Raw genomic sequence first — 20,987 nt, forward strand, 5'->3', positions numbered from 1 at the left:
CAGCGATCCCGCCGCTGAAAGTTTGCTTGCCGATGCGGACTCAGGAATGCGTCGCAGCGAATCTTATCCGGGCACATTGGGGCCGCGGGCCGCGTCCCTGCGTGCTAAGGCGGCGATTGCTGTGGCTATCGCTGCGGTGCTTGTTATTGCATTTCGGTGGCCGCAAACGCCTCCGACGCCGCCGACGGGCGTATCGTCGATTGCATCGCGCGATGCGGGATCGTCCGCGTCCTCGTTGCCGCTTGAATCCATGACGTCCAACGATCGTTTGTCGATCTTGGCTGCAGAGAACGTGCTGGCCCACGAGAATTTTGGGGGTGAGAACCCGGCCTATGGGATGCGGACTAATCCGGTAGCGTGGTTTCATGATGTTCAGCAGCGGGATTGGTTGGGCCAGACGATACCGACGGTCGAGTCGTTTCGTGACGGGGTAGCGCCGATTGGGCGTTCGTTGTTGCGGGCGGTAACGATTTTGACGACTTCGGGTAAAGATCAGCCGTCTTAAGTTAAAATAGAGGTCTCGATCGGCTGCCGATGTCGGTGGAACGTCGAATGCTTGTGGCGAGGCGTCTATGGGATCTGAAATGAGGACGAGGGTCGTTTGAACATTTGGTTGCGTCGGAAAATGGGCTTCGCTGTTCTGGTGGCTGTCGTGGCGATGTCCGTCGGATTGTCGACTCGCGTGTCCGCAGAGGAATTGTTTCAGCTTCGCAACGGCATGACATTGCGAGGATCCAAGGCCGAGATTGCCTCGCTCAATGCCAATGCGTTTTCGGCTGCCGCCGCAGGCGAGATCAAACTGAGACCGATTTGGGTTATCGATGATGGTTTGACTCGTATTTATTTCCATGGCAACGGAATGTCCGCCGCCCCGCCGGTCGCCGTTCGCGATATCGAACAATCGATCGAGTTTTGGCAGCCAACGCCGCTGGGTGGAAAGGAAATTTCCGCGATCGGCAGCATACTTGGGGTTTCGCCGTTCAATGATTTCGGCCGCCGCGTGATGACGGTTCGTGGTGTCGACGGTTCTCCGATGCGTTTGGTCCAAGGGATTACCGAGATCAATGGCCGCTATGCCAGAGTCGAGGGGCTGAAGGGCGAAAAATCGTACGTCTGGGATATGCGATTGGCGACCAGTTCGTTGAAGTCCGATGTGCTGAAATCAATCTTCCGCCGACGAATGGACTGGGACGATCTCGACAAACGGCTTGAGGCCGTTCGTTTTTTTATGGAAGCCGGTCGCAACGGCGATGCGATCGATGTGCTGCGTGAAGCGATCGAGACATTTCCAGAAGCTGCAAAAATGCAGCGGCAAATCGTTGTCTTGATCGAACGTCAAGCGAATCAATTGCTCGAAGAAGCCAAACTGCGAGCGGAATCCGGCCAAGAGGAATTAGCGTTACAGATCCTCGAACAATTTCCCACCGACCAACTTGGTCGCGTGACTCGACTGCAAGTCGAAGATGCGACACAAAAGATTCGGGCTTCCCAGCGTCAAGCCGAGTCCTTGATCGCACAGCTCGAGGGTCAGATTCAGCAGCTAAAACAAGCCAACGATTTGCAGCCGATCTTTACGGAAATCAAAGAAGGGCTCTCGTCGGCAACGATGATCCGGTTAAGCGATTACATCCGCTTGGGGCAATCCGAAGCGGTGCCACTTGAAAATCGAGTCGCCTTGGCGATCGCCGGTTGGTTGTTAGGCAGCGGTTCCGGCGAGCAAAACTTGACCGTCACGATTTCGCTGGTAAAAGTCCGGGATTTGGTGGCCGAATATTTGGGCAGCTCCGATGCGGGGCGTCGCCAAGCGATTTTGGCAGAGCTTCAAAATCTCGAAGGGGCCGAAGCCGAGTACGTCGATCGAATGTTGCCGCTGCTGACACCTGTGCTCGATTGGCCCGAGGGGTCGCAGCACGCGACGATCCCCGGAATGTACTTGGTCGGTGACGAAACGGAGCAATTGGATCAACCGCCGCGGCCTCGTTACGTGGTCCAGTTACCGCCGAATTATAACCCGCTTCGCGAGTACCCCTGTGTGTTAGCGCTGCATCCGGTTCGCGGCACTCCGCTGGCCGAGATTGATTGGTGGAGCGGTGTTTACAACGAAGAGATGCAGGCTCGTCTAGGTCATGCATCTCGATACGGATTTATTGTGGTTGCGCCGCTGTGGACTCGCGATTCGCAGCGTGACTACGAATACAGTGCACGAGAGCATGAACGGATTCTCGTTTCGCTTCGCGATGCAATGCGTCGCAGTTCGATCGATGCGGATCGCATTTTCATTGCCGGGCATGGCGAAGGAGGTGCTGCCGCATGGGACATCGCTTATTCGCATCCCGATCTTTGGGCCGGCATGATTTCGATCAGTGGCGAACCGGCGAAAACGATTACGCATTACCACCCCAATGCACCTTATGTGCCTATGTATTTGGTGATGGGCGAACGCGACGGAGCCCCGACGCCGCTGGTTCGCAACGGACCGATCATGGACGACTACGTCAAATTTAAAAGTGACGCGATGGTGGTGATGTATCGAGGCCGAGGACGCGAATTTTTCTATGAAGAGATTCATCGTTTGTTCGAGTGGATGCGTTTGCCATCGCACGTCCGCAAAGAGGCTCCTGATGACATTGATGCGGTCACGATGCGTGCGGGCGACAATTTCTTTTGGTGGCTAGAACTGGGCGCCCTCAAGCCCGATGTGGCTGTCGATCCACTGCTGTGGGATCAAGCCGAGCGGCTTCGTGCGGCATCGGTTGCGGCGTCGATTGGCAGCGACAACCAGATTCGGATCAACCAAGGCCCGGCGGAGCAATTTATGGTCTGGCTGCGGCCGATGCGGAATGTCGACATGAGCAAACCGGTTACGATTCGTTTCCGTTCGCGTCGGGTGATGTTTGAGTTTGATGGTTCGCTCGCAACGTTGCTCGAAGATGCACGCCGCCGGGCGGATCGAAAGCGTCCTTTCTGGGCTGGCGTCCCCGTCCCTTAGTTTTGCAGCACTTTAGTTTTTTAGTCCCTTAGACTCTCTCACCCAATCTTTTCACGCGCTAGCCGGTCACGTTGCGCGACCAAGTTTCGCATTGACCGCGTTCTTCTAGCTTTGCTGTCAAGCAACTAAGGGGAAACAATCTCGCGTAAGGCGTCAATTAGGGTTTTTCGCGGAAGCGGCGAACTTTCGCCGCCCTCGACCCATCCAAATTGGGCATATCCGGTGTGGGGTGTCGTCTACAATGGCGGAATCTCCCCAACTACTGATTCGCTGCCCAAGGAGCGTGCCCCGTGAAACGACGTGATTTTTTGACAACCCAGGCTGTGCTTGCAGGCACCGCGCTCTCGATGGCTAGCGGAACCACGTGTCACGCCCAAACCACCGATCCGGACACAACAAATTCCAGTACCTCGGCGGACGCCGCCAATGGGAAAAAGCGGCGTGTTCGTCAATCGGTGATGGGGTGGTGCTTTAGCGACATCGACGCGCCGACCTTGGCAAAGCACTGCAAGCGTATAGGCTTCGAAGCGATCGAGGGTATTCCAGCATCCAGTTACGATGCGGTGACGAAGATTGGGCTGAAGATTGCCCTGACCGGTAGTCACGGATTTGCCAACGGGCCTCTCGATCCCAAAAATCATGCCGAAGTGGAAAGGAAACTGCGTCAAGGAATTGATCTCGCTGTACGGTATGGGGCGCCGAACGTCATTACCTTTACTGGAATGGCAAAGAAAGGAATCAGTGATGCGTCAGCACGTCGCAACTGTTTGGATTGTTGGAAACGTGTACTACCTTATGCCGAAGAAAAGAATATCGGCATCGTGCTGGAACACCTCAACAGTCGCGATGATTCGCACCCCATGAAGGGGCACCCCGGATATTGGGGCGATGATTTACACCTTTGTGCCGATTTAGTTCACGCGATGGATTCGCCCAAGTTCAAACTGCTATTTGATATCTATCATGTGCAGATCATGAACGGGGATCTGATCCGGAATATTCGCCAGTATCATCCGATTGTGGGGCATTATCACACAGCCGGAAATCCAGGGCGTGGCGAACTAGACGAGAACCAGGAAATCAATTACCCAGGGGTTATTCGAGCGATTGTCGCCACGGGATATCAAGGCTATATCGCCCAAGAGTTTATTCCCACTGCCGACGATCCGATCGATTCTTTGGAAAAAGCGTTTCATCTTTGCGACGTTTAATCTTCCGGAAAATCGATACAGGCACCGCAGAAGATGCGATGCAGCGGATAGGTAGTAAGAAACGACATTACATCGGGAACCCAACCCGGCACCGATGTGTCAGTTTAGAACCGTTTGATAACAATTCGGTTCGTGGGCCGAGAGTACTGAAAACGGTCACAACATTTGATTGATTCGAGCGAAGGTTTTTTAAGAGTTGATGCAACGCACTAACAGCGAAACGAGCGAGCTGGATGTCGAAGAGTTTCGACGTCTCGGCGTACGTCTGAACGAATGCCGCTTGCCGGTCATTCGCCAGGCGGTCGCGCGGGGCGGTAAGTTGCTTGCTGACCAACAACTCGCGTCGCCCTCACCCCAGCTCGAACGTGAATTGTCGCGGCTGGTGACCTCGGCTTACCGGGTGCTCGACCCTCGCAACCGCAACGACTTTGTGCAACGTATCTTGGTTGGACGTTTGCAAACCGAGGGAACGCTGTGGTCGGAGCAGCAAAACTTTCGCATCGGAGTTGCTGCCTCCGTCGAGAATCCAAGCAACAGCGATGCGGGATCGGATGACGATCCCTTTGATTTCGATCTTTCGAGTTCGAGTCAGACTCCGTTTATGGTCCAAACTCGAGCGTCGATCGCCAATTGGACGCAGAGTCTTGATTCGCAAGACTTGATCGAAGCCGGAGTGCGACGACGACGACTCGTCAACATGCGGAATTCCATTCAACATCCTTGGATGCTTCTGTCGTTGTTCGGCTTGCTTGTGGTCACGCTGTTCGGAGTATCCAAAATTGATTTTGGTCCCGAAGAATATTTGGGGCCCGAATCGTATCAAGCTTGGAATGGTGAGACTGCGGCGACGCCCACTCCTGCGGACACGTCCAGTACGACCGACTTGCTCGCCACCACGGACACGACCCCCGATCAGACGTCGGTGGCAGATCAGGCATCGGTGACAGGTCCGTTGCATTTAGATGAGTCTGAGGTTGCCGATCAACCGAATGACGTTACCGGCACGGTGGCGACGAATGTTGAACGTGCCGTTTCGACCGAACGGGCCGATGCACCGGATGTAAATGTTGTCGCGGAATCCAGTCGGATGCCGGTGGAATCCGGCGGCACGACGGACGTTTCGGCGGCGCCTGTCGCAGCGGATCCGGATCCCGCTGCGGTGGCTCGATTGGCTTCCGAAACGACTGCCAAAGCGGCGTCAGAGATCGATCCTTTGGATTTGGCCATTGACGCCTCCTTGGCAGCCCTTTCGTCGGTGCCGACTGCGACACCAAGCGAGATTTCCTCTAGCAAGCCTTCGGAAAGCAGAGCTTCGGAGCCGGCGGCGATGACCGGGACGCTCGAAGAAAACAGTGAGTCAGACTTTCTTCCGGATCCTTTTGCGATCGTGACATCCGGTGAAGATAATTTTGATTTTGTCGATTCGCTCGACATCCTAAGCCAAATCGATGGAATGACGGACGCTGTCAACGAAATTGGCGAATTGAACGAAGACCTGCCTAAACGCATTGCCGTTCCCACATTGGGCCAGCAAGCGGCAGCACGCGAAAAGTTGAAATTGCGTTTCCCGGTGCTCGGGACGCGGATGCTGCCCGAGGCGGTCGACGAGCTGATCGAGCAATTACAAGACGCCTTGCTCGATGCCGCCAATAGCGACGATGCCTACGTGATTCAGCGAACCGTTGCCGAGCATGCTTGGTTGGTTCAGGATGTGGCAAAAGTAGAAGCTCTAGTGCATGAACTGACTCGCACCTTTGAATTGGACAACGACCAAACGTTGGTGCAAACGTATTTGGCATCTTTGGCGATCGTGGATCTCGACGAGACCAAGCGTCTTTTGGCTCGCAATGGATTCGTGTTAGCGGAGCGTTTGTTGACGAGCGAGTCGCTTGAACAGAGCAGCCAAGTCGCTCGTAGTGCCGCGGGTTTGGCCGACGCGGTGGGCGACGAGCAGCTTTCGACCGACGCGCAGCGGTTGACGCAAGCAATTGAGTTGTCAACGAAAATGTCGGCAACGGTCGTTCGCCCGGATGCGATTCCCTTTGCATCGGATTTGGATCTCGGCGTCGCAGGCCGATACTACTGCTTGATGCTTCGCAATTGGGATCAAGGGTTGCCGTGGTTAGCCAAAGTCAGCGATGCTCGGATCGCCAGTTTGGTCAAACAAGAATTGGCGTTGACGAAGACCTCTTCGAACGCCGAGTGGAATGCTTTGGCGGATCGATGGAAGATTGCCGCCGATCGAGCGGATGGTCGTTCGGCGGACTCGATTCGTTCGCATGTGATCGCGATCAAACGTCGAATCGAAGCGGATGCCGAAGGATTGCAGCGGCTTGAATTGCAGCGTGAGATCCGCAGCTTGGAATCGGAGTTGCCGTTTTATATTGTCAAACTCGGCGAGTGGGACAATGTCAAACCGGTCGCGGTGCCGGAGTCACGCAATGTGGTTCCCGGACCAGCGCTTGTCGACAGTGCTACGGGGATGATCGGGCGAGTCAAGATTGACGGACGCCCGACGCATTTTCGCATCGTCTATATGCCTGGCGGCTTGGTGACCCCCGAGGCGTTGACTCGCTATTCGGCTATTTACAGTCTACAGGACCAAGTGGTTGAAATTGAATTTTCGGGGCAATTGCAACTGTCCACTCCGATGGAAGTTCGCTTGAATTCTTCGTCGGCCGGACGCCATCGTTACGGCGAGGTCCGAGTCAATGGCGAGATTGTTTCGCTTGATGGCGACTCGGAACACGTTGATCTTTGGCTCGACTCGGGAAGTCATCAGCTCCAATGGCGTGTCCGGGTCACCCCACTAGCGAACGAGTATTTTCGAGTCCAAGATGTGCTGACTCGCGGTGAACTGAATCTAACTCATTCAAAAGTCATGCAATAACGCTCGCCAAGCTCGTACAATGTCTGCACAGAGATTGTACGTCACAAAACCTTGGACTGAGAGTTTATGAACGTTGTGAGTGAATGCCCCCATGCGTCGACGTTAAGCGAGTTACGCGAATCCGGCTGGGTTTCTAAAAGCGTCAAGCAAGAGATGCAGGACAATTTTGTTCGTATGCTGGAAAGCGGCGAGCCATTGTTTCCTGGGATCGTGGGATACGAGGACACCGTGATTCCCGAAATCAATTTGGCGCTGCTCGCCGGGCACGACATGTTGTTCCTGGGTGAAAAGGGGCAAGCGAAAAGTCGCATCATGCGGATGTTGACCCGTTTTCTAGACGAATGGGTGCCCTACATTGACCATCCTGATTTGCCCGTCCACGAGGATCCCCGAGAAACCCATCTCCGCGGCTGGCAAACGTTTGTGCCGAGACACGCCGGCCGACCAGATCCGCATCGCTTGGTGGCATCGTAGCGAGCGCTACGCGGAACGACTCAGCCCAGGAACAAAGTTTGCCGACATCATTGGCGAAATTGATCCGGCCAAGCTGACCGGCGGCGTCAGCATGAGTACCGAAGAGGCTCTCTCGTTCGGTTTGATTCCTCGTATGCATCGCGGCATTTTCGCGATGAACGAATTACCCGAGCTGGACGATCTGGTTCAAGTCGGTCTGTTCAATATCCTCGAAGAACGTGATGTGCAAATTCGCGGTTACCCCATTCAGTTCGACATCGATTTGGTGATTTTGTTCTCCGCCAACCCGTCGACCTACAATCGCAGCGGTAAAGTCATCCCGCAGCTCAAAGACCGAATTGGCTCGATCGTTCAAACTCACTATCCCAGCGAACGTGATCAAGGGATCGAAATTTTGCAGCAGGAAGTTGGGAACGATCTCGACGGCAATTACCCCGTCCAAGTGCCCTACTTTATGTTCCAAATCGTCGAGGAAATCACCAACCAAGCCCGTCGCAGCAAATACATCGATCAAGCCTCGGGTGTATCGGCGCGGTTCTCATTGGCCAATTTTCGCATGCTGATTGCTTCGGCTCGTCAACGCGGCGTGGTGCATGGCGAAAAGCCTGCGGTCCCGCGAATCAGCGATCTCGGGCATATCTATTCCAGTTCGCTCGGAAAATTAGAACTCGATTTGATGGGGACGCATCAAATGAGTGAGCGGCAGGTTTTGGACGCCGTGGTGGCCCAAGCGATCGAGGTCGTTTTCAAGGAATACGTCGAAGAGCACGGGTTGTCAGACATCGCCGAAATCTTTCGTGGCGGTGTTCGCGTCGAAGTTGGCGACATGCTGCCAAGCAGTCACTATGCCGAACGACTTCGACAAGTGCCTCCGGCGTGGAACAAGGCGTTCGAGTTGAATGCCAGCGAAAACGATGCGGTCCGTGCCAGTTGTGTCGAATTTGTATTGGCGGGTCTGTACAGCATGGAACGAATCAGTCGCTCGCAGCGATTCGGAAAAATCCAGTACGAGTTTTAAGGAAGCCCGTGGGATAGGCTTCCAGCTTGTCGTCTTCACGTAGCATAGGCTTCCAGCCTGTGTTCGCCGAAACGACTACCGAAATGACAGGCTAGAAGCCAACTGCACATTCATTTTAATCCTCAGGAAATCCGCATGGAACGTCGACTCGGGGGCGTGATTCACGCCTATCAAAAATACGACCCAACCAAGTTTCCATCGCCGACCCAGCCGCCGCCGGATCTTGTCTCTTCGGCGTTTGAGCAGGCGTTGATGTATGGCAACTATCATGAGTTGACCGAAGAAGAACTTGCTCGAGCGATTCGCTTGGACGCCAGCCAGATGGCCGGTTTGGGGCCAAGCTTGGACATGCTGCGGGCGATTCTCGAGGAGCGTAAACGCAAAATCCTGGAGACTTACGAATGTGATTCGGTTCAGAAAAAGGCGCGTCGCGCGTTCCAGCAATCGACCAAAGAAGTCCGCTTGCCGAAGGAACTTGACAAGTTCTTTCGTCGCGCCGTCGCGCAAGAGCAACCGTATCTGTTGGAATCGCTGTGGTACCAAGCCGGTGACGACAACAGTCCCAATGCGCGGAATCTGTTGAAGGTCACTCAGCGGATGAGTGACAAGCACAACATCGAAGAGTTGGCGTCGAAGTATCACTTCACCGGGATCGAGTCGATGTCGATCACCAAGGCGCTCGAGGTCAAAGAGGAACTCGAGAAGATTGACGAGCTATTAAAGCAACTCGAAGAGGCTGAGAAGACAGCTCAGATCGCGATCATTGATATGGAGATGCTAAGCGAGTTCGCTCAGCCCGGAGACATGCAGCAGCTCGAAGAGATGCGGCGTAATTTGGAAAACCTGGCTCGCGAACAAGCCGAACGTCAAGGATTGGAAAAAGATCCCAACAACAAAGGCGGATTTCGTCTGACCCCAAAGGCCTACAAAATTTTCCAAGGTCGGTTGCTTGAGCGAATCTTTAGCCAACTAGCACCCTCGCGATCGGGGCGTCACCAGGGGGACGTTGTCGGCGAAGGTGCAGTGGAGTTGCAGCAAACCAAACCCTATGAGTTTGGTGACAGTGTCGCGAATATGGATCTGCCGCAAACGATCATCAATGCCCTGTTGCGGCATGGAGATGAGCGACCGCTGCGTTTGCATGGCGACGACATCGTGGTGCACAAAACACGCAATCACCCAAAATGTGCGACCTGCGTGATCATGGATATGAGCGGGTCGATGCGGTACGACGGTCAATACATCAATGTCAAACGCATGGCGCTGGCGATGCAAGGATTGATTCAGTCAGAGTACCCGGGAGACTTCTTGCGGTTTATCGAAATGTACACGTTTGCCAAGCTGATCTCGCCCGGCGAAATTATCGAACTGATGCCCAAACAGGTAACCATTCATGACCCCTGGGTGCGGCTAAAAGCCGATATGAGTGACAATGAAATCAGCGAACAACAAGTTCATCCCCACTTCACCAATATCCAGCACTCGTTGAAACTGGCGCGGCAAAATCTTGTCAACAGCGATACCCCGAATCGACAAATCGTGTTGATCACCGATGGATTGCCAACGGCGCATTTTGAAGACGAATGGTTGTACATGTTGTATCCACCGGATCCGATGACCGAACAGGCCACGATGCGCGAAGCTCGGCTATGCCAGAAAGAAGGGATCACGATCAACATCTTTCTGGTCCCAAGCTGGTCGCAAAGCGAAGAAGACATTCGGTTTGCCTATCGGCTTGCCGAAACCACCAAGGGGCGGGTGTTCTTCACCAGCGGCCGAGACCTCGATCGCTTTGTGGTTTGGGACTACGTGCAAAACCGCCGCGACATCATCTCATAGTCCTGGCGGTGTTGCTGTTTCAGCAGCTTAGGCGAGCGACACATCGCGAGCGGTCGATGAGATCATCGGTTCGCTTTTGTCTTGGCCGCCCGCGGAGCGACGTTGATCAAGATGGGCAAGTGGTCGCTAGCGAAACGGCCCGCTTTGGTTTTTGGGTCGAGCGTTTGATGGCTTGCGACGGCAGTCTTTGGATCGCTCAGTAGGATAAAATCGATCTTGAACTTCTCGCGAACGGCTTTGAAACCGTTAAACGTCCCGCTGGGGCCTGTCGGTTCGGAATCACTGAGTTTGCTGGCGTCAAAGAAAGTCACGCCTTCGCCATTTTTTGCGAGCAGGTTTTGTAATGGCTTTGATTCTGGGGTCGCATTCAAGTCGCCCATCATCACCACAGGTAGCTGTCCGCGAAGCTCGGATGCTTTGGTTCGCAATAAGTTGGCTGAGTTTTCTCTCGCGGTCGCACTTTGGTGGTCAAAGTGAGTATTCATCAGCAACAGGTGAGTGGCTTCGTTCTTCGATTTAATTTCGACCCACGAGCAGATGCGAGGCAGATTCGCACCCCATGCGTTTTCGCCTACAGCCTGCGGATCGGGACCAAGCCAAAATGTTCCTTTTCGTATCACATCGAATTGGTCGCGACGCCAAAACACGGGCGAGAACTCGCCACCATCCCTGCCGTCGCTACGTCCAACACCATACCAGTGGAATTCCGGTAGTCGATCGGCGAGATCATCTATTTGTTTTCGCGTTGCTTCTTGCAGTCCAATGATATCGGCTCGTTTGATTGTTTCGGCAACCGCATCGACGCGCTGATCCCAGTGGTCAGGACCATCATTCGGATTCAAATAGCGAATGTTGTAGGTCATCAACCGCGTCATCTCGTCGGCAAAGGCAGGTGATGCGATCAGACAGGCAAGCAGAGAAAGACAGGCAATTTTCATACGTCAAGGTTCCTGTGATGTGGCCGATGGGGGCGTGTAAATGAAGAGCAAACGCTTAGGTTTGCTCTGTGAACCGGTAGGTTGGCAACGAAGTCAAATTGAGCATTCAAGATGACAAAGTCATTAAACAGGAAGGCAGGAATCATTGAGTGAAATCCCGTTAGTCAAATGCAAATCGCATTGGTGAGCCGAGTGCCGTAAGGCACCGGGTGATGCGTGGAACCCGACCGCTGACGCGCGAGCGGCTCACTAAATCAACAAGCCGCTGGCGGCAAAGCGGCTAATAGACGGAAAGACTTCTGGCTAACTGCTTAGGACAACCGATGTTGGCGGCGGAATCGTGAGGGGGTGACACCGATATGTTTACGGAATTGTTGCGTGAACGCACTTTGATCGCAGAATCCGAGTTTGTTGGCGATGTCGACGATCGAGGTATGCGTATGGATCAGTTCGTCGCATGCTGCTTGCATCCGAGTCTTCATCAAAAAGTCTTGCACACTCATCCCAAACACGTCCATGAATTTTCGATGTAATTGACGTGTGGATAGATTCGCTCGATGGGCAAGTTCCGCGACGGTGATACGTCCGCGGTGATTATCGCGGATATGTTCGACCACGTCGCTGATTTGACTGTACGGCAATGCGGTTTTGCGATGACCTTCGTAGCTGCGAATCACTCCCATGATTCCGATCACCGTCCCCTGTTTGCCGTAAACCGGCAACTTCGTGGTGACAAACCAATCCAACAACCGCTGCTCGGTGTACCAGATTTCGACGCGATCAATCATTGGCTCGCCGGTGCGAATCACCTGCTGGTCGTCACGAACAAAGCTGTCGGCGATATGAGCCGGGAAAAAGTCGTAATCATCGCGTCCGATCACCTCGTCTTCGTGTTCAAACCCGAACCGATCGACAATCGATTGGCTGACGCTAACCAAGCGGCTCTGCTCGTCTTTCACAAAAAACGAGATACCGGGCACATAATCGAATAGGCTCTGGATTTGATGGGATGGCTCCATTCGGCTAAAAAAGTTGCTTTTAAAGCTGTTTAGGCTGCCGTTCGTGCCCCGTTCGGATTCCGCTTGTATCATAATATGTTCGTGGCAACGGGATTTTTATGTCGGATAATTCATAAAGGTAGTCTGAATGATACAAGATATTCCAAGTTCCGTGGTGCATGATGGCTGGCAGCAAGCTATTGACTAGGATCCATTTGACTAGATTTCATTTGACTAGGATCCACAGCAACCTGCGTCGCCCTACCCTGCCCTGCCCTCCCCTTTGCGCGTTACCCTTCCTCTAACCCCCCTTCCTTTCACGCTTGCGTTTCTGATTGTGCCCCGCGAACTATCACCGTCCTTTTCTCTATGTATGATTGGGACCACTAATGTGGGTGTGGCTGTTCGTTTGTCGGTGTCGGCCAATTGAACGCGAACGTCTAGAAAACCATTCGGAGATTAAAAACCTAATGCATAAACAAATCAAATTCCTCGCCACGCTCATGCTTTTCGGCTTGAGTTTGACGGTGGGACAGACCCGATGCGGTGCCGCCAAAGTAGAGCTGGTCAAAGGAGACCACATCTGTTTGGTCGGCAATGCGCTCGGTGAGCGTATGCAAACCGAAAATAACTGGGAGAGTTTGCTGCATCAACGTTTCGCGGATCTCGAGTTGGTGGTTCGCAATTTGTGTTTTCCAGGGGATGAACCCTTCGAGCGAATTCGCTCGCAAAACTTTGGTGATCCCGACAAACATCTGACCCACAGCCAAGCCTCGGTAATCTTTTACTTTTTCGGTTTCAACGAATCCTTTGATGGAAAAAAAGGACTTGGCAAGTTCACCGAGCAGATGACGCGGTTGGTCACAGAAACCAAGGGCAAAGACTACGGGAAGGGAAATCCACGCATCGTGTTGATCTCGCCGATCGCATTCGAAGACGTCGGCGATCCAAATGTCACCGATGGTGACGAGCAAAACAAGAACCTCGCCCTGTATATGCAAGCCCTGGCAAGTGTCGCTAAAGAAACCGGCGTGGGCTTTGTCGACCTCTATTCGCCGACCAAAGATTTGTTTGAAAAGTCGGACCAGCGATTGACAATCAATGGTGCTCACCTAAACGCAAACGGTTATGCGGCTTTGGCTCCGATTTTGGACCAAGGGTTGTTTGGCGAAGGGGGACCGACAAGCGTCGACGCGGCTGTGAAGGAGCAAGTGGAAGACAAAAATTTCCATTGGTTTCATCGCTATCGCGCCGTCAACGGTTATTCGATCTATGGTGCTCGCGGGAAGGCGGGCAGCGATGGGACGTACAACAATACCGATGTGATGGAGCGTGAACGCGAGATTTTGGACCAGATGACCGCGAACCGCGACGCTCGTATTTGGGCGGTCGCAAAGGGGGAATCGGTGCCAGACCAGGTGGACGATTCGAACACCCTCGCTTTTATCAATCCTAAGACGAACGTGGGTGGCCCCGATGACCCGAATGCCAAGCGAGGCAAGTTGGGCTCGCTTGATTATCTGAACGCCGCCGAGCAACAAAAATTGTTTACGTTGCCCAAGGGCTACCAAATCCAATTGGTTGCCTCGGAAGAAGAGTTTCCTGAGTTGGCTAACCCCGTCGCCTTGAACTTTGACAACAAAGGCCGGTTGTGGGTCGCCACGATGGCGTCGTATCCGCACTGGAAACCCAAGACGCCGATGGATGACAAACTGCTGATTTTCGAGGACCACGATTCCGACGGCACCGCGGATGAGTGCAAAGTGTTCGCCGGAGGGCTGCACCAACCAACCGGTTTCGAAATCGGTCGAGGCGGTGTTTATTGTGCACAACAACCCGACGTGTTGTTGTTAAAGGACACCGATGGCGACGACAAAGCGGACACGCGGGTGCGTCAATTGATCGGATTTGACTCGGCCGACTCGCATCATGGGCTGGCCGCATTTGAATGGGGCCCCGATGGCGGGCTGTATTTCCAAGAAGGTACGTTCAAGTATTCTCAGGTCGAGTCGCCTCACGGGTTAGCCCGTTTGGCCGAAGGAGGAATTTGGCGGTATGATCCGACGACCGAAAAGTTCGGAGTGCATGTTTCGATGGCCTTCTCGAATCCTTGGGGCCACGTCTTCGATCGTTGGGGGCAAAACTTTATCGGTGACGCATCACCAGGGTTTGGTTATTGGGCAACGCCGATTTCTGGGCACATCGAGTACCCACTGAAGCACCCCGGCGGATCGCAACACCGCCGATTGGCAAGCGTTACCGGGGGCGATCCAAAATACAGCTATCCTCGTTTCTATCCCAAACGCACACGTCCGTTGGCCGGATGTGCGATGATGTCGAGTCGGCATTTCCCTGAGGACATGCAAGGCAACTTCTTAGTGACCAATTGCATCGGTGACCGGATGGTGCTCAGTCACAAAGTAACCGAACAAGGCAGCGGGTTTGTCGGCGTCGAAGTCGAGCCGATTGTATCGTGCAACGATGGCAATTTTCGTCCGGTCGATGTGCAAATCGCCCCCGATGGATCGCTCTACATCGTTGATTGGCACAATGCGTTGATCGGTCACTTGCAACACAATTTGCGAGACCCAAGTCGCGATCATTCGCATGGACGTATTTGGCGGATCACTCACAAAACACGGCCACTCATCGAGCCAGCGAAGATTGACGGAGAACCGATTGCCAATCTACTTGAACTCTTGAAATTGCCCGAGGATCGAACTCGTTACCGAGCTCGTCGTGAACTCGCCGAGCGTGATGGCGAGGAAGTTTCGGCGGCGCTGAAAACTTGGGTCGCTTCGCTTGACGCTAGCGACGAAGATTACGAGCACCACTTGCTCGAAGCATTGTGGGTGGGGCAGTCACACAATCGAGTCGATCAAGCGCTGCTTGAAAAGGTGCTTTCCGCGAACGATCATCGTGCTCGGGCCGCTGCGACTCGTGTCGTTTCGTTCATGATGGACCAAGTTCCCAATCATCGTGAATTGATTGAAAAGTCGATCCAAGACGAACATCCACGTGTGCGTCTGGAAGCGGTGCGAGCGGTTAGTTTCCTCGAAGGTGACGAAGCCGTTGAACTTGCTCTCGGTGTGTTGGAGTACGACATGGACGAATACCTGCAATACACGCTCGATGAAACGATGCGAGCACTCGAGCAGTAACGCTTTGGCGTTTGTATTTCATGCGTCGCCCATCGCGGGCGACGTTTCCTTGTTGTTTGTTTTATGATTGATGATCCATCGGATGATTTTGGAAATGCGTTTTTCCGTTGTTTTGGCGTTTAGCGTTTGTGTACCGTCACTGGTTTGTGTTGCGGACGATCATTCGCACGGCACGACCGGTCGCTCGGTCCAACCACCGACGGTGTTCTTAGACAAAAGTCCACGGATTGTGGCTTATCAACTGAACCGTCTCGATAGCGAGCGGTTATTGATGGTGCCACGGCAAACGGACGATGTGAAATACATCCCTGTGTATGAAGCCATTCTCAGTCGTGATGGAATGTCGCCTCAATTCCGCCAAGAATCGGTAGCGGCGCTCGCCAAGCTGCGTGAGACCAGCGTTGCCGAGGAAACTTTGGCCGCGTTAGAGAAGATCAAATTGGATGATCGGCAAGGCAAACGAACGGCCAAGGTACTCGCTGAAATGCTGCTCGATCAGCCTGTTGCGACACTGAAACAAAGCAAGGCGATGCTCGAAGACGCAGCGAGCGATGCCGACGAACCCTTCGTGCGTTCGGTCGGTTTGGCGGCTCTGATTCAAATTGGCGATGCCGCATCGGCTTGGTCGATTGCAGCGGCGGACGACGAATCCACTTTGGCTTGGCTTGATGCGGTGGGCTTGGTTCCCGGTTCTCCGCAGCGGCTTGCGTTACGAGATCATGTGGTTGAGTTGATTGAAAATGCAAAGTCAGAAAAAGTTCGCAATCACGCGATCACCGCGATGTCAGAGATTGCCTCGCAGCCGTCGGAGACGTTTGACTTGATCGCTCCGTTTGTTGCGGATCCCAGCTATCGATCGGCTGCAGTCCGAACTCTGTTGCGAGTGCCGGTGAAACAGCGACCCTCAAAAACCAGCCAGGCTTTGGTGGCGACCCTCGTCGATTTGGCCGAATCCACTGCACCGGCGGAGCGGACGACGGCTCAATTTGTTGATGCGATGCAGTTGGCTGATCAAATGATGGCAGCGGTTCCGGCGGAACAAGCGAAATCGTATCGTAACCGATTGCGTGAAGTCACCGTTCGCGTGGTACGGATTCGAGCCGTCGAAGAAGAGATGCGTTATGACATTCCCTACTTTGCTGTCGAAGCCGGACGTCCCGTGCAAATCGTGCTCGAAAACCACGATTTGATGCCTCACAATTTGGTTGTGACTGCACCCGGAGCACTCAAAGAGGTCGCACAGGCCGGTGCCGTCGTCGGATCGGCTGGAGGATGGAAAGACTTGCCGTTCGTTCCCGCACTGGACTCCGTGTTGGCGGCAAGCGAGATGGTTCAGCCTGATCAATTGGATCGAATCACCTTTGATGCACCGACCGAACCGGGCGAATATCCCTATGTCTGTACGTTTCCTCAGCACTGGTACCGCATGTACGGCGTAATGGTGGTGGTCAAGGATTTGGATGCTTGGATGAAGAACCCTGAGGAACCGGCGAACCCGATCGGCAGCAACCGTTCGTTTGTACAGGCTTGGAAGCTGGATGATTTGCAAGGCGAAATCGAAAACGGAATGAAGGGACGTTCGCCTCACATCGGAGCTCGCATCTTTGCCGAGGCGTCGTGCCAGGGGTGTCACAAAGTAGGCAGTGAAGGAGGCGTTATTGGTCCTGATTTGACCGAAGTTTTCACGCGGTACAAAGGAGATCGGGCGGCGGTGCTGCGAGAGATCATCGATCCGTCGCATAAGGTGGACGCCAAATACGCGATGCACCAAATTTTGACCGTCGAAGGCCGAGTGGTGACCGGGATCATCCTCAATGAGGACAAGGACAACGTCACGGTTCTTGAGAATCCCGAAGCCAAAGAGCCTACGGTGATTTCGCAAGATGACATCGAAGAGATGGTCCAGTCGCCAAATTCGATGATGCCCAAAGGGTTGATGGATCAGTACACCCAGGACGAGATTTTTGAAATGTTGTCGTTCTTGGAAAAGGCAGATCCCAACAAGACGCCCGCTCCGTAAAGCTAAGGCATCGCGACGACATCGTAATCGTTTAGCGTCTTGCCGCTTTGCGAGTCGACTTCGACCAATCGCACGCGATAACCCCACAAGTTGGCGATATGACACAGGGTTCGATTGCAATCGTTTTTGGATAACAAACGTCCGCCGCGAACGCGGTGAGTCAGCACGAGACGACGATTTCCCGTCAAATCGGCTTCGGTGACCTCGATCTCGGGTTCATGCTTGAGCATGTCATATTGTTCGGCCAAACGTTGCCGGACTTCGCGGTAACCGGATTCATCGTGAATCGCTTCGACCGCCAAATAAGGCAACCCGCTCTCGTCGCCGACGGCGAACAAGTGCATGTCACGGATCAGCCGCGGGCTTAGAAACTGCAAGACAAAACTTTCGTCTCGATACTCGGACCACGCGTCTCGCAACGTCGCCATCGCTTGACCGTTGCCAGCGAACTCGGGAAACCATTGTCGGTCCTCGTCACTCGGGTCCTCGCAGATTCGGGCGATGTCCCGCATCATGGCGAATCCAATCGCATACGGATTCATGCCACTGAAGCGACGATCATCAAAGCGGGGCTGGGTCACGACGGCCGAGTGCATGTGCAGAAACTCGAGCATCGATCCCTCTTCGATCTGGCCGGTATCGTACAAGCGATTCATGATTTGGTAATGCACGTACGTGGCACAACCCTCGTTCATCATTTTGGTCTGACGCTGAGGATAGAAGTATTGTGCCATACGGCGAACGATGTGCAGAATTTCTCGCTGCCAATCCTTTAGCTTCGGAGCATGGTCGGCGAGAAATGCCAACACGTTTTCTTCGGGCAGACTGAGTGAATTAATCGCGGCGTTGTCGAGGACTTCGTTTTCCGCTGCGGGGTCTTTCCCTTTATTCGGCAGCGTCCGCCACAAATCATTGTAAGTCGATTGTTCGTGTTGTCGGCGTGATTCCGCCTTGGCAATCCGGTCCTTCGCGGTTGCGGCACGTTTGGGGGCATATCGGCTGACGCCATAACCCATCAATGCATGGGCCGCGTCCAGAATGCCTTCGACCGCTTGCAATCCATACCTTTGCTCACAATCCGAGATGTAATGTTTGGCATAGGCGAGATCATCCAAGACACGATCGGCACGCGTCCACTGGCGAAACAGGTGATTGTTCTTAAAAAAATGATTGTGCCCGAATGCGGCATGCGCGATCACCAACGCCTGCATCGTCATCGTATTTTCTTCCATGACGTACGAGACACATGGGTTCGAATTGATGACCAACTCATACGCCAATGCACGTGCTCCTTTGCGATACAGTAGTTCTTCACGCGCAAAGTGTTTTCCAAAGGACCAGTGATGATACATCAGCGGCATGCCGATCGCGGCATAAGCATCGAGCATTTGTTCGCTGGTGATCACCTCGATTTGATTGGGGTAGACATCCAGCCCCAGCTCGCCGAGGGCAATTTCTTCGATCGCCTCGTGAGCGCGGTGCAGCGACTCGAAATCCCATTCCGAGCCACGATAGATCAGATTCGTTCCGGTCATCGCGTGGGCATCCCTCAATTGGTTCTTTTATCGTGTCGGCGCGCGGATGATTCTCCGCTGTTGTGCGTTGTTAGTGAGCGTGCAGCTGCGGGAAATTATCCCCCGACGCGCAAACGCGGGGGGGATCCTAGCTGCTCGCATCAGCCCGCTTATCCGGCTGCCGCTTGGGACTTTTGACGTTTGTCATTGGAAAACAGCTTGTGGAAAACCGGATAAATATCGGCCGGCTCACTTACTTTGGCTCGTTCGAAATGCGGTATCCGCGCGACCATCGACTGATAATTTTTCCACAGTACACTGTCGCTCGTTAACGGTTCGTCCCCGACTTCGATATACGCATAATACTGGCATATCGGCAGGATTGATTTTTCCAGCAATGACATCGTCTGAGGCATGTCATGGTCAAAGTTGTGTCCGTCCGAGGCCTGTGCCGCATAGATATTCCAATCCTCGACCGGATAACGTTCCTTGACAATTCGTTCCATTTCAATCAGTGCCGACGAGACCACCGTGCCGCCCGTTTCGCGGCCATAAAAGAACGTATGTTCGTCGACTTCGGTCGCAGTGTAGGTGTGCCGGATAAACACAATCTCAACCGCTTGATAGTACCGTGTTAGAAACAGATGAAGCAGCATGTAGAACCGCTTGGCCAAATCCTTAAGGTCTTCGGTCATCGATGCGGACGTGTCCATCAAGCAAAACATCACCGCTTGCGTTGTCGGTTTGCTCCGCGTTTCGAAGCGGTTGTAACGCAAATCGACGGTATCGAGGTAGCTGACCCGTTTCATCCGTCGCTGTGTGACCGCGACCAACTCCGTCAAACGTTTGATCTCGTCCTCATCATCCTGTTCCTTGGCTTGTTCTAATTCGGCCAATAACTTTTCCAGCTCTGAAACCTTCGGGCGACGTAGGGCAATACGTCGCGACAGCGAATGCCGCATGGTTTCACGCAGGTTCAAACGTTGGGGCGCGCCGTCGACAGAATAACCCGCACGAACTCGCGAGGTTGTCGTCATCGATTTTAGTTTGCGTTTGGCAAGATTGGGCAGCTCGAGATCATCGAAGAACATATCCATGAATTCTTCGCGAGTCAGCAGAAAGACAAACATGTCCTCGCCATCACCATCGGGGCTTCCCGATGCACCGCTGCCCCCTGCCCCGCCGCTCGGTTTGCGAATACGGTCACCACGTTGGTAACCGCGGTTTCCCGGCAGCACGTAGTTGCGATTTCCGACGCCCGATTCAAAGTTGAAATTGGGTTCGCTGACGTCGTTGGCATTGATCGAAATTTTTTCGCTGCCTTCGAGATCCGCGACCTTGCGGTGCCGTATCGCCTCTTTGACCGCTTTGCGAATATGCGATTTGACCCGGCGGACGAACCGTTGCCGGTTCCCCAGGCTTTTAGCATTCGGATTCTGACGACGGTCGATGACGTGCATAATTCAAAACTACCCTGATTTGCTGACTCGCATGTACCAATCGACCAAGCGACGAACTTGGTGTTCGGTGTAGCCTCGTTTGGTTAAGCGTTCGACAAACTCGTTGTGCTTCTGTTCCGCTTCGCTGTCTTTTTTGGCTCCGAAACTGATGACCGGAAGCAATTCTTCGATCTGGCCAAACATTCGTTTCTCGATCACGTCTCGGATTTTTTCGTACGAGGTCCAAGCCGGATTGCGTCCTTCGTTTTTAGCGCGTGCTCGCAATGCAAATTTGACAACCTCGTAGCGGAAATCTTTGGCATTAGAGATTCCTGCAGGATGTTCAATCTTTTCAAGTTCCTCGTTCAAAATCTCTCGATCCATCAATTGACCCGTATCGGGATCCTTGTAATCCGTGTCGTCAATCCAAGCATCGGCATAGGCGATGTAACGATCAAAAATGTTTTGCCCGTAGGCATGATAGGATTCGAGATAC

The 20,987-nt window shown here is 53.6% G+C and carries 11 protein-coding genes and 2 pseudogenes; 8 read left to right on the forward strand and 5 right to left on the reverse strand.

Annotated features, from left to right (window positions below; all coding sequences use genetic code 11):
- The 6 genes and pseudogenes from RMSM_RS41220 to RMSM_RS22715 form a co-directional block, all read left to right on the forward strand.
- Positions 1–505 (forward strand): hypothetical protein (locus RMSM_RS41220; protein ID WP_040769048.1); only part of this gene is annotated, 505 nt, incomplete at its 5' end.
- Between the two features lie 120 nt (positions 506–625).
- Positions 626–2,989 carry a peptidase-like protein gene (locus tag RMSM_RS22695; RefSeq protein WP_008701907.1) on the forward strand — a complete coding sequence of 788 codons (2,364 nt, stop codon included), beginning with the start codon at positions 626–628 and terminating at the stop codon, positions 2,987–2,989.
- Between the two features lie 290 nt (positions 2,990–3,279).
- Positions 3,280–4,200: a TIM barrel protein gene (locus tag RMSM_RS22700; protein ID WP_008701909.1), complete on the forward strand. Its 921-nt coding sequence runs from the start codon at positions 3,280–3,282 to the stop codon at positions 4,198–4,200.
- 199 nt (positions 4,201–4,399) lie between these two features.
- A complete protein-coding gene (locus RMSM_RS22705; protein WP_008701911.1) occupies positions 4,400–7,090 on the forward strand; it encodes a hypothetical protein in 2,691 nt (896 codons plus the stop codon).
- Positions 7,091–7,156: 66 nt separating this feature from the next.
- Positions 7,157–8,582: pseudogene (locus RMSM_RS22710) on the forward strand (magnesium chelatase ATPase subunit I).
- A 135-nt stretch (positions 8,583–8,717) separates the two neighbouring features.
- Positions 8,718–10,421, forward strand: a complete 1,704-nt coding sequence (locus RMSM_RS22715) for a vWA domain-containing protein (protein WP_008701917.1) — start codon at positions 8,718–8,720, stop codon at positions 10,419–10,421.
- A gap of 62 nt (positions 10,422–10,483) precedes the next feature.
- On the opposite strand, the gene RMSM_RS22720 is transcribed toward RMSM_RS22715, so the two are convergent.
- Together RMSM_RS22720 and RMSM_RS22725 are read right to left on the reverse strand one after the other, a co-directional pair.
- Complete coding sequence (locus tag RMSM_RS22720; RefSeq protein WP_008701919.1) at positions 10,484–11,359, reverse strand: endonuclease/exonuclease/phosphatase family protein; 876 nt, start codon at positions 11,357–11,359, stop codon at positions 10,484–10,486.
- 311 nt (positions 11,360–11,670) lie between these two features.
- Positions 11,671–12,450 (reverse strand): AraC family transcriptional regulator, encoded by a 780-nt coding sequence (locus RMSM_RS22725; protein ID WP_144057881.1) that lies wholly within the window; start codon positions 12,448–12,450, stop codon positions 11,671–11,673.
- 434 nt (positions 12,451–12,884) lie between these two features.
- Here RMSM_RS22725 and RMSM_RS22730 point away from each other — a divergent pair, with 434 nt between their 5' ends.
- Both RMSM_RS22730 and RMSM_RS22735 read left to right on the forward strand, forming a co-directional pair.
- Positions 12,885–15,518 carry a PVC-type heme-binding CxxCH protein gene (locus tag RMSM_RS22730; RefSeq protein WP_236622268.1) on the forward strand — a complete coding sequence of 878 codons (2,634 nt, stop codon included), beginning with the start codon at positions 12,885–12,887 and terminating at the stop codon, positions 15,516–15,518.
- A 94-nt stretch (positions 15,519–15,612) separates the two neighbouring features.
- Entirely contained in the window at positions 15,613–17,538 is a 1,926-nt protein-coding gene (locus tag RMSM_RS22735; protein ID WP_160168351.1) for a c-type cytochrome, read from the forward strand.
- 2 nt (positions 17,539–17,540) lie between these two features.
- Here the strand turns inward: RMSM_RS22735 and RMSM_RS22740 are convergent, their stop codons facing one another.
- The 3 genes and pseudogenes from RMSM_RS22740 to RMSM_RS22750 form a co-directional block, all read right to left on the reverse strand.
- Complete coding sequence (locus tag RMSM_RS22740) at positions 17,541–19,073, reverse strand: SpoVR family protein (RefSeq protein ID WP_008701927.1); 1,533 nt, start codon at positions 19,071–19,073, stop codon at positions 17,541–17,543.
- Positions 19,074–19,222: 149 nt separating this feature from the next.
- A complete protein-coding gene (locus RMSM_RS22745; protein ID WP_008701929.1) occupies positions 19,223–20,512 on the reverse strand; it encodes a YeaH/YhbH family protein in 1,290 nt (429 codons plus the stop codon).
- 9 nt (positions 20,513–20,521) lie between these two features.
- Positions 20,522–20,987, reverse strand: a pseudogene (locus tag RMSM_RS22750) (hypothetical protein); the annotation flags it as partial.

The sequence above is a fragment of the Rhodopirellula maiorica SM1 genome, from assembly GCF_000346295.1.
Taxonomy (GTDB): domain Bacteria; phylum Planctomycetota; class Planctomycetia; order Pirellulales; family Pirellulaceae; genus Novipirellula; species Novipirellula maiorica.